The sequence below is a fragment of the Botryobacter ruber genome (genome assembly GCF_003347595.2).
Lineage (GTDB): Bacteria > Bacteroidota > Bacteroidia > Cytophagales > Hymenobacteraceae > Pontibacter > Pontibacter ruber_A.
Genome location: NZ_QCZK02000049.1, coordinates 18,167 through 31,214 on the forward strand (window position 1 = coordinate 18,167; position 13,048 = coordinate 31,214).

Annotated in this window: 11 protein-coding genes and 1 CRISPR repeat array; all 11 genes read left to right on the plus strand. The window is 45.4% G+C overall.

From position 1 onward, the window contains the following. The first annotated feature begins 142 nt into the window (after nt 1-142). The 11 genes from DCW36_RS15675 (at nt 143) to cas2 (ending at nt 9,629) form a co-directional block, all read left to right on the plus strand. Entirely contained in the window at nt 143-1,063 is a 921-nt protein-coding gene (locus tag DCW36_RS15675; RefSeq protein WP_114781222.1) for a helix-turn-helix transcriptional regulator, read from the plus strand. A 73-nt stretch (nt 1,064-1,136) separates the two neighbouring features. Continuing rightward, on the plus strand, nt 1,137-1,811 hold the full coding sequence (gene cas6, locus DCW36_RS15680; RefSeq protein WP_114781223.1) for a CRISPR-associated endoribonuclease Cas6: 675 nt from the start codon (nt 1,137-1,139) through the stop codon (nt 1,809-1,811). Nucleotides 1,812-1,819: 8 nt separating this feature from the next. Next, a complete protein-coding gene (locus tag DCW36_RS15685; protein ID WP_114781224.1) occupies nt 1,820-2,611 on the plus strand; it encodes a hypothetical protein in 792 nt (263 codons plus the stop codon). Then, nucleotides 2,608-2,970: a hypothetical protein gene (locus DCW36_RS15690; protein WP_125185318.1), complete on the plus strand. Its 363-nt coding sequence runs from the start codon at nt 2,608-2,610 to the stop codon at nt 2,968-2,970. Before DCW36_RS15685 ends, DCW36_RS15690 begins: the two co-directional genes overlap by 4 nt. After that, nucleotides 2,945-4,192 (plus strand): hypothetical protein, encoded by a 1,248-nt coding sequence (locus tag DCW36_RS15695; RefSeq protein WP_125185319.1) that lies wholly within the window; start codon nt 2,945-2,947, stop codon nt 4,190-4,192. Before DCW36_RS15690 ends, DCW36_RS15695 begins: the two co-directional genes overlap by 26 nt. Nucleotides 4,193-4,232: 40 nt before the next feature. Further along, on the plus strand, nt 4,233-4,598 hold the full coding sequence (locus tag DCW36_RS22735; RefSeq protein ID WP_205702946.1) for a hypothetical protein: 366 nt from the start codon (nt 4,233-4,235) through the stop codon (nt 4,596-4,598). A 21-nt stretch (nt 4,599-4,619) separates the two neighbouring features. Next, entirely contained in the window at nt 4,620-5,132 is a 513-nt protein-coding gene (locus DCW36_RS22740) for a hypothetical protein (RefSeq protein WP_205702947.1), read from the plus strand. A 33-nt stretch (nt 5,133-5,165) separates the two neighbouring features. After that, the gene (gene cas3, locus DCW36_RS15705; protein ID WP_114781226.1) at nt 5,166-7,634 is read left to right on the plus strand and encodes a CRISPR-associated helicase Cas3'; all 2,469 of its coding nucleotides are present in this window, start codon (nt 5,166-5,168) and stop codon (nt 7,632-7,634) included. Then, nucleotides 7,631-8,170: a CRISPR-associated protein Cas4 gene (locus DCW36_RS15710; protein WP_114781227.1), complete on the plus strand. Its 540-nt coding sequence runs from the start codon at nt 7,631-7,633 to the stop codon at nt 8,168-8,170. The genes cas3 and DCW36_RS15710 overlap by 4 nt, the downstream gene beginning before the upstream one ends. Nucleotides 8,171-8,234: 64 nt before the next feature. Then, a complete protein-coding gene (gene cas1b / locus DCW36_RS15715) occupies nt 8,235-9,320 on the plus strand; it encodes a type I-B CRISPR-associated endonuclease Cas1b (RefSeq protein WP_114781228.1) in 1,086 nt (361 codons plus the stop codon). A gap of 45 nt (nt 9,321-9,365) precedes the next feature. Beyond that, nucleotides 9,366-9,629, plus strand: coding sequence for a CRISPR-associated endonuclease Cas2 (gene cas2 / locus DCW36_RS15720; protein ID WP_114781229.1), 264 nt, complete (start codon nt 9,366-9,368; stop codon nt 9,627-9,629). 334 nt (nt 9,630-9,963) lie between these two features. Continuing rightward, nucleotides 9,964-12,475: a CRISPR direct-repeat array (repeat unit 30 nt; unit sequence ATTTCAATTGCACCTCTGTGGTATAGAAAG). The last annotated feature ends 573 nt before the right edge of the window (nt 12,476-13,048 follow it).

Below are 13,048 nucleotides of genomic sequence, written 5' to 3' on the forward strand. Positions count from 1 at the left end.
TTGTTACTGGTTACTAAATAGTTAGTACAGCTTCTGAGTCAGAATCACATAAAATATTAAACTTTACTAATATTAAACTGGATGTTTAATTAAGAAATTTATATATTTCAGGTAAGATCCCGAATCAGCGACACCATTCACTATGAATCAGCTCTCTATCCTGCGGCGGCATTTAACCATTCTCCGCCTCGTACAGCCGCCTTTTTCCTACCCCAGTAAAGCCAAAATTGTAGAACGCCTGCAGGCGGAAGACCTGGAGTCGGTTTCGAAAAGAACGTTTGAGCGGGACAAGAAGGAAATTGCAGATTATTACGGAATCAAAATTGAGCGCTGCCCCAGGCGCAATGGTTATTACCTGGACCAGCCCGAAGACGAAGACTTAACAAACTTTCAACAGTTCTTCCAGTTGCTGGAGCGCTGCGAACGCCTGGCTTTTCTAACCCACTCTTCCGACGCCTTACGCACCAGCCAGTACCTGCTGCTGGAAGACAACCAGGCGCTGCAGGACCTGCAGCATTTACCGGTGCTATGGGAGGCACTCCGGTTGCAGCGGCAACTTGCCTTCGGGTACCAGACTTTTCAGACGCTGTTACCAAAGCCTTACCAGGTAGATCCGCTGCTGTTGCTGGAGTACCGCAACCGCTGGTACCTGGCTGCCTGGGATGCGGCAGACCAGCGTTTTAAAACCTTCGGCCTGGAGCGTATGCAGGCCCCGCAGTTAACTGTTGTCCCGGTGCAGGAAGACCGAAGGCCGGAATTCCTGGCGCTGAAGCAGGATGCGTTAGGCGTTTTTCTCGGTCCTGAGCATGAGGTGCAGGAGGTCGTGCTGCAGGTAGATGCGCAAATGGCTCCTTACATCAAAACGGTTCCGATACATCACAGCCAGCAGGTGCTGGAAGAGAACGAAAACGGAATGCTGTTATCGCTGCGCATTATCGTGAACCCGGAGCTGGAGAGTGCAGTGCTGGGATTTGGGGAGCATGTGGAGGTACTGGAGCCGGTGGCGTTGCGGGAGAAGCTGAGGGAGCGGGTGTGTAAGTTGGCGGAGCAGTACGAAAAATAATTTTCAAAATTTCAGCGCCTCGCCAGGAACTGGCGAGGGTACAACTTAAACTTGAGACATCAACGCCAACAATATGAGGATACAACTAAAATTATCGCCAAATACGCAGCAGGTGCCCTTCAACCACCTGCACGAGCTAACGAAGCGTCTGCACCACTGGCTGGGGCCGGAAAACGAACTGCACGATGGACTGAGTTTGTACAGCTTTGGGTGGTTGAGGGGTGGAGAGCGAATTGGAAACGGCCTTTGGTTTCCTAATGGATCTAGCTGGAATATCAGCTTCCATGAAAGTGAGCAAGGCATCAATTTGGTTAAAGGGATATTAGCCGACAGAAAAGCTTTCTTTGGAATGGAAGTAGATAAAGCACTAGAGATGCCCTACCCCAACTTTTTTGAAAAGCAACTTTTCAAAGTAGACGGCGCTGTAGTAGCCAGAAAACTAAGGGACGACAAAACAAAGGAATATCTTCTGTTTGATAATCCCGAAGCAGATGATGTACTCACGCGCGTCTTACGAAAAAAAATGTTAGCAGCAGGTTTTAGCAATGAGGAAACAGAATTAACCCATGTAAAATTTCTGCGCGATAACAAGGGCAATCCACGAGTAAGAAAGCTTTCAATAAAGGGGATTGATCACAAAGGCAGTAGTTGTCCTGTGATTGTGGAAGGCACACCTGCCAGTACGCGTTTCGCATGGTTAGTAGGTATAGGTGAATTAACAGGTTCAGGATTCGGTGCACTACAATAAAAAACGATATGGATTTTTCTTTTTTCTTCGAGCCGCCTGAGCTTACAGTTACAGGCACTCTCCAGATAGAGGCACTTGCTCCTCTTTCTATGGCGAGCGGACATCCTGGCAACTACTACCAAAGCCTTCGGGTACCTTCACCACATATGCTGTACGGTATGATTGAAAATGCTTTAGGATGGCATTTTGCCGAAGATGTAAGGAGAGAGCTGTATAAGGAGCTGCAAAAGAGAGCCAAGAAAGTAAATAAGAAGGAGGCAAAGTCTGCCTGGCTTTCAGCTTTACCGGAAGCATCTGATACAAAGTATTTTTCTTTTTTGCGATACCACCTGGAGTTCGAGCCTGTCATTTTTGAACCAGCTACTATCACCTATGATGACCTATGGTCGCAGCAATTGCGTGATTCCGGCAGGTCTTTCTTTGGTGGTAGCAGGCACTATGATGCCAGTTTAGAGAATACAATCAACAGGGTTCGCCGCAAAGCAATCGAATTTGGCGACAGAACCGGCTTTGAAGATGTAAAACCAGAGGCGCTAGATGCTCTTCCTGATGGTGGTAAAGTAAAATACACCAGTATAAGACATCTTTTTCCTCAGTATTACGCCAGCCTGCCGACGGTAAGAGAATATGTGGAGCCTGTTAGGACCGGTAAGAAAATTGGTGAGCCGGATTATTTATTCCGCTTCAATACAACTGTAAAAGTATTACAGTTATTAAAGAATGCCTTAGATGACCCTGCAGCCCCGCTTTATCTTGGCTCTAATGATGGATGGGTAAACGCTACAATTGAAACAGCATGAAACAGATAAATTTTCAGCACCCCTACCCGCGCTATGGCTTTGCCGCTGCTCTCGTTTCTTCTCAGCTTTTTAATTATCCGGACCATCTGGAAACATGGGAGGATATTAAAAAACTAGCAATGGAGGGCATCAAAACTGGATTAGGCTTTTTTTCGGTGTCTACCAAAGATGACCCAAAAAATGAAGGAGTTAAGAAGCTTCACTTTAAACCTGTACCAGCAGATGAATTAAATCCAGGTAAAGCGAATAATCAGATTGCTGCAACGGGCTATTTTATCGCTCCGCATGTGGTAACGTCGGATGGTTCGGCAGCTAATACAGTTGTTGAAGCACATGCATTACTTAAAAGAGAAATGTAAGGAAGAAAAAGACTTGTATAAACCTTACGACTTAAAGCGCTCCTTTGCGCCACTTACCTCTAAAGTTAACAACGGCAGCAAGAGCGCTCAAAATCCTAAAGCTTCCTTACGAGATGCTGCCTTTACCTGCATTGCGACACTTACACAATATAAACCTGCCGTGTATGCCGCTTACCAGAAGAATAGCTTTGCCAATGCTGTAGTTATACCAGATTTACCGCTTTATGCTCCATCTATGGATGGTCGTGAAATTAATTATCCAATAGTTGATTTTGCGGAAGAGTTTCGCGAAATGCAAAAGGCACAAGAAGGAGAAAGAATAATGGTAGCTGAGGTTTCACCAGACGGTAAAGTTTACAAGCGGCCCAACCTACACAAAGGGAATTACCCGAATGCACCTTCAGACAGAAATTTAAATGCAGTTTCTTTAGTAGCTGCCATTGCCGAATGGTATAAGCAAAACCTGGAGCAAGGTAAAAGAGCCGAACACATTAAAGCAGTTTTAGAAAGTTTAGAAGGTCGGCCGCTTTATGTAGTGTCCTATGAGTTTGCCCGGCAGGAACGTTTTAGTCATCATTTGATTTCACTTGCTCTGGAGCATAATATTCCGAAGCTTCAAAAAGCGGTATGGCGAAGCCAAATTTATGGAGTAGACAGACCAGATGACCCTAAACGACAACTTTTCAATCTTGCCTTTACACATTTTTTACAGCTCTATAGCTCAACAGATTTCAAAAATTTTATTGCCTACAGGGCTGAATACCCTGCTGAGTTTTCACAACTTTTTAAAAAATACTTTATGGATGCAGAAAATCTTTCCCCTTCATTAGTCCGGTCCGCTCGCTTATACGGACAGTCCCTCAATCTTGCTGCCTATAAAACAGCATCAAAAAAAAATGAAGAAGACCAAAAAGCAGGAAGAACCGGCTTAACTACAGATGAATATAAAGCCCGCATTTTAACTGAACTGGAAAGCCGAGTACTCAGTGCAAAGTCAAAGACAGAGCTTTTGAGTCAAATCAGCATCACCATCGGAAGAATGACCGGCAGAGATTTTTTTCCAGAAGCCGGAGAATTTATGGAAGAGGTGCTGACTGAGAAAGTTTCGCTCAAACAGGCACAAAACTTAATTACGGCCTTTATGCGCTTAAGGTCTGTTTCAACACCACAGGATAGTCATCAAGATAAAGTCGATGTGCCGCCTGTTGCAGAATCAGTTTAGTACAACTAGAAATTTAACTAAAACATCAAATAAACTTATTATGAAAATTAAATCTATTCTTGTTTCTGTAGTTGCTCCTATGTCTGACCATGCTGCTAACAGAGGAGAAAAACTTTTGGGTAACGCTTCGTCAATTAAACGCCGTCCGGACGGTCGTGTATATATATCAGGCCAGATGCAGCGCCATGTTCTTTTTAGTGCTATGGAGCGGTTGAATGACGACGATGATCAGAAGGGTGAAACCTTTGTATCAAATGGCGACGGAACTTCTTTAAATATTAGTAAAGATTTAAGAAGCGATTTAGGAGGCTTTCTTGATACAAACCAAGGTGACTATTCTGGCAGAAGAACAGCTCCGCTTACAGCAACTCCTGCCATTGCACTGGCAGAAAGTGAAGTTGGATGAGACTTGTTGATACGCCTCAAAATGGATTCTCAAGCTAGAGGTGAAGGCAAAAAGCAGGCACTAGCAACAAATGAGTACAGCCAAACAGATAATATGCTAATGAATTTCCATTTGGACATTGGCGCCATTGGGCTAACAAAAAACTATCGGTACGAAAATGAAAAACACATCGCTACAGAATACGATGTTCATTTAGATGAAGTAGAGAAATTGCGCCGGGTGAAACTGTTCCTAGAATCAACAAACAACATGACAGACTATGCCAACCAGGCGCGGAATGCAGTCTCAGGTGAGCCGCAAAAAGTACTGATTGTACTGGACAACCGCCACAGTCGCAAAGCCATTCGTTATTTTGCACCCCAAACAAGCGAAGCTGAGAAGGAAAACATTTTGAAGGAGTTGGAAAGCCGTGGTGCAAAATATTTCCTTGGAGATGATACCGGAAAAGAAACTCAGACGCCAGTGTACGAAGCTTATGAACAAGCTTTTAAAGCACTACAGGAAAATGAGTTATATGCACCTGTTGTGCTTTAGTTAAACCTTTCTGCCCGTTCTGCTTCACTTGTTATGAATCTTAATCAATCATTAGCTAAGCCAACCGGTATTTCGCTTGCCTCCCACACGCAGCATGTGTGGGAGGAGGCGGAGTGTATTCTACGAACTTTTGATTTCCTGCCAAAGAAGTACAAAGAATTTACCGGAGAAGATTTAACTGAGCAGCTACAGCGAGCCTGTTTCTGGCATGATGCCGGAAAAGATGACCGGCAATGGCAGCAGGCATGCCAGCTAGATTATCAGCTGTATGAAAACTGGTGCAAGGCCAATGACAAAACAGCTACCATCAACCAACCTTCTACCTATCAGGAATATGTAGCTGCTTGTTATAAAGCTAAAAAAGAATCTGCTCCACATTTGCTTAAAGCAAAGCTGCGACATGAATTTGCTTCCTTAGAACGAAGTAAGGATGAAAAGCTTTCAATACCTATTCAGGTAGCTATAGCAGCACATCATGGTAAACTAAATCAGAAGCATATAAGTCGTTGGGAAGAGGACGGTAAAGGTAGATTTAAAAGTTTTTGGCAAGATTTTAAAAGCACCTCCAGAAACTTTGGTCGCAGATTAACACCATCTCAAAAATGGGAGTCTATTTTATGCGAACGTTACAAAGTGGCTGCCATAAGATGCCTGCTCCAGTTGGCAGATACCCGTGCCAGCCGCAAAGAGGCAGGAAAGGAGCTTGCTCCTTTAACTAAATTTGATTACAAGTTTCCAGAAAATTTCAAATTACGGCCAGTTCAGAAACAGGCGCTCGACTGTGCTAACAAACCTGTTAGCATCTTACGAGCGCCAACAGGTAGCGGTAAAACAGATGCCTCTCTTTTGTGGGCCAAAGAACAAATAGATAATGGCAGAGCTGACCGTTTAATCATCGCTATGCCTACCAGGTTTACATCAAACGCTCTTGCCTTAAATATTGAGGAAACAGTGAGCGATACAGGTCTTTACCACTCCAGCGCCTGGTACTCCCGCTTTGGTAATGAATTGAAAGGAGCTGAAAAGGAAGATGCAAAGGAGCTACACAAACTAGCTCAGCTATTGGCTACTCCTGTTAGCGTCTGCACCATCGACCATTTGCTCATGTGCCTGACCGGCACCAAAGAGGAACATCACAGTACTTTCTTCTTTTTGGCAAATGCCTGTGTGGTAATTGACGAAGCTGATTTTTACGATTCCTTTATACAGGCAAATTTACAGGTGCTCATCAAAGCGCTTCGGCTATTGAAAGTTCCGGCTCTTGTCATGAGTGCCACCGTACCGGATTCCGCACGTCAGTTATATGAGATAACCGAACCACTTCAGGAAGCAGAGCGGGAAGAGGAACCAAAGAGGTATCTATCTTATGTCGGAGAAGTTGCAACTGAAATCACAGCAGCAGAAAGTGAAGAAGATAGCGACGAAGACGAAGAAGTTTCTCTCCAGCTACCAGAGTCACTGCAGCAGGTTTTTGAACAAATGATTGAAACTGGTCAAGGTATTGTTTTTGCTAACACAGTTGCACGAGGCTACGCTTTTTACCAGTACTTTCAGACCGCACTCGCAGGGCTGGATATACCACTCATTTTCTATCATAGCCGCTTTACCGAACCAGACAAGAAACTACTGGAAGAAAAGCTAATTAAACATCTTGGCAGAAAAGCTTGGCTTGAGGATAAAAATGCGAAAGGTATTGCCATTCTCACTCAAATTGGTGAAATGAGCATCAACATCAGTGCTCCTCTCATGTATTCAGATGCTTGCCCCTGGGACAGATTGGCACAACGCATAGGCAGACTGAACCGCTTTGATGAAAGTGAAAAAGGCATTGCTTTTATAGGTTCTCCTGTTCAGAAATGTCAAAGCTATCCGGCTCCGTACGGGACTTATCTGCAAACTAGTAACGAGTGGGAAGCAACGCAAGCCTTTACGGATACTCATAAGGAGATACAGGTAAATTATGCTGGTGATACACCTCAACTTATAACCTCTCAAGAATTTGTTGATAAGGTTAATGCACTTTATCCTAAACCGGAACAGCTGACCTCGCACGCAGAATTTAACCGTAATCTGCTATGTGACGCCATGCGTGACAACTGGCTCATTGTACCCTACACCAAAACGGATGAAGAAAACGGGCAGGCAGGCCAGTGGCAATCCCGTAACATCGAAAGTCAGACCACTATTTATGTACAAGCTCCGATTGATGCAGCTGAAGACTATGAAAATGACAATATGGCTTTCCCATTCCTGAATTATGATGCATTCAGAAGCTATCAGTTGGAATATGGTATCTCGGTACCTACTTATTTAATCAAAAAAGGTCTAAAGGCAGGTCATTTAACCCGCTTTTGCTACACCATTGGGCAGGATGAAAAAGCAACGCAGGTTTTATTCCTTTGTTCTATTTATAACGATGAGATTGGTCTGGCGGGATTGGGACTTACTACACCACCCAGGCCTACACCTGTAAATCAGTTTTCTAATTTTGGACAGATATGAGTTCCCCCATCGGCGGTATGCTCTTTTCCTATTACCTTATCTGCCCCCGCAAAGCCTGGCTGGTACGGCAGGGCCTCTACATGGAACAGGAATCGGAGGACGTGGCGCTGGGCAGGCTGCTCGACGAAACCAGCTACGCCCGCAGCGAAAAGCATCTGGACCTTCACGCCACCGCCCCGGATGGCACGCCGCTTGTCGGGAAGATTGACCGGGCGATGCTGCGGGACGGGGTGCTGCACGAAACGAAAAAAGGACGCTCCTGCCAGCAGGCGCACCAGAACCAGGTGCGGTTTTACCTGTGGTTGCTGAAGCTCAATGGTGTAACAGGTCCGGGTGGTGCATCCTACAGAGGCCAAATCGATTACCCTGCGCTGCGCCGTTCAGAGGCGGTCAGCCTGGAACCGGCGCATGAAGCGGAACTGGCCACGCAGCTCCGGCAATTAACTTCACTGCTGGAGTCACCACACCCGCCGCAGCGCCTGGGCAAGCGCGACTTCTGCCGCAAATGTGCTTTCGAGGAATTGTGCTACGGCTAAGGCAGTGGTGACAGGTGCAGTAAACTTTAAACCAGGAAAAAAACAATCTAAATCAGCAGCAGCCATGAAACGCCCGTTCTACCTCTTCTCCAACGGCCGCCTCCGCGGGAAACACAATACGCTGGCCCTGGAGAAAGCTTCCTCCGACTGCCGTATACCCGACGACGAAGATACCGAAGGCTTACCTAGCCAACCGGCAGACGGGCAAAAGTATCCATTTGCAGTAGAATCTGTAGAAAGCCTCTACCTTTTCGGCGAAATCGACATCAACACCAAGCTGGTAACCTTCCTGGCACAGCAGGGAATCCCGATCTTCTTTTTCGACTACTACGGCAACTATACCGCATCGCTGTACCCGCGCCAGCCCGTTATCAGCGGACGTGTGCGTATGGCGCAGGCCCAGCATTACCTGAGCCCGAAAAAGCGGCTGGTGCTGGCAAAGGAATTTGTAGATGCAGCTCTGTTCAACATTCTGCGGGTGATGCGCTACTACGTGCCACGCCTGCCCGAACCCGAATCGCTTGCCTTACAGGAAAGCTGCGAACAGATTGAAGCAGAACGTTGCCGGATTTCAGCGTGTTCCGATATTCCCACGCTCATGAGTGCCGAAGGCCGCGCCCGCGACTGCTATTACCAAAGCTGGCCGCTCCTGCTGGGCGAGGCGGTAGCGCAGAAGTTTCCGTTTGATAAGCGGGAGCGCCGTCCGCCATCCAATGCCCTGAACGCGCTCATCTCGTTTGGCAACTCGTTGTGCTATTCCATCGCTCTCCGGCAGATTTACCGCACCGCCCTCGACCCGACCGTTTCATTTTTGCACGAGCCCGGCGACCGCCGCTTTTCGCTGTCGCTGGACCTGGCAGAAATTTTCAAGCCCCTGCTCATCGACCGCGCAATATTTAAGTTGCTGAAGAACGGCGAAATTCAGCCAAAGCATTTCGAGCAGCGCATGGGCGGCTGTTTCCTCAAAGAGGAAGGACGCAAAATTTTCATGGCGCACCTGGACCAGCGCCTCCAGAAAACGGTACTTCACCGGCAACTGAACCGCCACATTTCGTACGAGCGGCTGGTACGGCTGGAGTGCCACAAACTAGTACGACACCTCTGTGACCCCAAGCATGACCCTTACCAGGGCCTGCACATGTGGTGGTAAGCAAACTGCTTCATTCGTTCTTTGACGTACTGTAAAAAAAGACCTATGCCCTATTTTATCGCCGTATATGATGTAAACCAGAATCGTGTAGGCAAAATGCTGAAGCTCTTCCGCAAGTACCTGACCTGGATACAGAACTCTGTATTCGAAGGTGAGCTAACGGAAGTCCAGTACCAGCGCCTCCGTCACGAAGCCAACAAACTGATAGAAGAAGGCGACGGTGTAGTCTTCTACCGAATGCGCGACGAGCGCTATCATGAACGGCACGTGTTGGGCGAAGACAAAGGCAGTCCGCAACGTTTTCTTTAAGAATCTTCTTTTTAGCCAGGTCGGAGGTGAGGGCTTGGTGGCAGGAGCAGTACATCGACTCCCCTATCTGGCTTTGGTTATGGACATTAAATTGTCTGCTTCAAAACTTTTTTAGAAGCGTCGGGTGATAACAATAATAGGAGCTATTAGTAGGTGAGAAAGAATCACAACTTTCGAAGTTATGTAATTTCCTGAATTTCAATATTTTTACTGAGTCGTCAGCTGCCTGTGTTTTTTACCTTACCGGGAGCTGACGCTTTTTATTCACCAAATACAAGAATAAAATCTTTCCATTCGCTCAGATTTCAGCCATTTGCGCTTAATTTAGCGGTGGATTTCAATTGCACCTCTGTGGTATAGAAAGCCAGAAGAAGCACAGTTTTTAGAAACACGCAAATAATTTCAATTGCACCTCTGTGGTATAGAAAGCTGCCGGGGGCAAGTTGCAGGCAATCGGGCAGAATATGATTTCAATTGCACCTCTGTGGTATAGAAAGTCGGTATAGTAAGATGATTGGTCTACCTCGCATTGGGATTTCAATTGCACCTCTGTGGTATAGAAAGGTGTACTTCGTATCGAGCCATTCCACCCGGCAAAGCTATTTCAATTGCACCTCTGTGGTATAGAAAGGCAGCAGTCCGGGCGGGAGGCGATACAGGCCGAGCAGATTTCAATTGCACCTCTGTGGTATAGAAAGGGATGCTCCAATACAGTGCCGACATTGGCCCCGTTCTATTTCAATTGCACCTCTGTGGTATAGAAAGGAGTACGATTCATTCGTGCGGCAGTACAACAGCAAGATTTCAATTGCACCTCTGTGGTATAGAAAGTAGAGATAATATATGAACGCATTACAAGGACTTGCCACATTTCAATTGCACCTCTGTGGTATAGAAAGGTCAAGCTCACAGCCAACCCGGAAGGCGATGCACAGGATTTCAATTGCACCTCTGTGGTATAGAAAGCTTGTTATTGATGAAACAAAAGAATCTGTAACATGGATGGGAATTTCAATTGCACCTCTGTGGTATAGAAAGCTGGTTAAAAGCAAGCCTAAAAGCAGCGCGGTAACAATTTCAATTGCACCTCTGTGGTATAGAAAGGAGTGGTAGAGCCATACGCTATCTCTACATCAATGCGATTTCAATTGCACCTCTGTGGTATAGAAAGTCAGATCAGCTTTCACAAACGAATCTGTGAAGTAGAATTTCAATTGCACCTCTGTGGTATAGAAAGTTGTTTTAAAGGCATCTAAATCTTTCCAAGTTACCCCATTTCAATTGCACCTCTGTGGTATAGAAAGACAATCAGTTGCGCCCGACAAGCCTTGCTTCTGCCTTATTTCAATTGCACCTCTGTGGTATAGAAAGTTCCAGCGCCGTAATGCGAATGGCCCGGTTAACCCCTATTTCAATTGCACCTCTGTGGTATAGAAAGCTTTTACGCTTTGCAGGATATCCAGTTCCTGAATGATTTCAATTGCACCTCTGTGGTATAGAAAGGCTTTTTCTTGTTTCTGTGGTGATTAAAAAAATAGAAATTTCAATTGCACCTCTGTGGTATAGAAAGCTAAATCTTCCCTAAAATGAAAAAGTATAATTACCAGATTTCAATTGCACCTCTGTGGTATAGAAAGCTATTATGATGACGGCATTACGCCGGAGCAGACAATTAATTTCAATTGCACCTCTGTGGTATAGAAAGTTCAATCCCTTTAAAGGATTAAACTTCTTATTGCAAAATTTCAATTGCACCTCTGTGGTATAGAAAGCAGAAGCTGGTTGTGTGGCAGCCTCAAACGTAGCCGCATTTCAATTGCACCTCTGTGGTATAGAAAGTACATGGGCACTGCGGAGGAGTATATCGACCTGCTATTTCAATTGCACCTCTGTGGTATAGAAAGGGGTAATTATGTCTACAGATGGGCTGACAGAATTTAACCATTTCAATTGCACCTCTGTGGTATAGAAAGTACACCTTACGAACTCATTACCTACGAAGAAGTTCAAATTTCAATTGCACCTCTGTGGTATAGAAAGTACAGATACAGCCCTGATAACAGGCTTCGGCTTTGAATTTCAATTGCACCTCTGTGGTATAGAAAGGCACCCCGGAGTTCTTCCGGAAGACCCGGAACCTGATGGTGGATTTCAATTGCACCTCTGTGGTATAGAAAGTATTTCAGGCCACGTAAAGAAAGGCAAATTATCCTGTATTTCAATTGCACCTCTGTGGTATAGAAAGCAGGGCAACGTCTACCATGATGCGGGCAAACCCGATATTTCAATTGCACCTCTGTGGTATAGAAAGTTTGTTGTGGCCTAACCTCTGCTCTTTCTTTAATTCAATTTCAATTGCACCTCTGTGGTATAGAAAGTAGGTGCCCCGTATCGGGAGTTCACCTTTGTGATAATTTATTTCAATTGCACCTCTGTGGTATAGAAAGCCTATACCTATCCCATCAGGGTAAACCTTGCTGCGGCATTTCAATTGCACCTCTGTGGTATAGAAAGCCTCCAGCTCCAGCGCTAATAGCTCGTTATTAGCCATTTCAATTGCACCTCTGTGGTATAGAAAGGCATCTTCAGATATTTGGCACAGCAAAATATATACGTCATTTCAATTGCACCTCTGTGGTATAGAAAGTGAATCCTGTCTTTCAGTTCTACAGCACTTGTCTCAATTTCAATTGCACCTCTGTGGTATAGAAAGGAGGTAAACCAGGGGGAAATAGTAGCGATCTTTTTAATTTCAATTGCACCTCTGTGGTATAGAAAGCACTAACTGTATATGTTGCCCTTTGTTCTTTCTTCGCATTTCAATTGCACCTCTGTGGTATAGAAACCATGGTAATATAATCGGTATCTTTTTCACCGGTAAAAAAAAAATACTCAGCGGCAGCCAGCTTACCTTTTAATTAAAATTTTGTTTAAAAATATTACCATTGTAACAACTCTTACACGAATTAAATGTATACAAGCTATGAAAAGGTTTTATGTGACTGATAATGATGTATTTGCAGGATGGTATAGCTAACGTCGTTACATATCGGACATGAGGAGAGGGTGTGGTGACTGCCGGAGCAGATGTTTTCACGCCCGATTCCGGTAAGTTCTGTCGCAGTCCATAGAAGGGTTGTCAATGATGTAAAACAACATAATTTTCCGCGGCATACGCGACATAACACCAGAGGCCCGACAGGTATATGTGCCGCTATAGGCTCCGCACGGTTTCGGGAACGTGGTTAAACCGCGCTGGAAACTGTCGCTTTAGCCGTTGATGCAAACTGAACTGACTGTCCGGGCGGATCACCTGCTACTACAACAGTACATGTAGTAGCACCAACTGCAGGGACAGGCACAGGTGTATAAAATGATTTTGAATTGCTTTTCTGAAAGCATTTACGCTCCCACTGGCC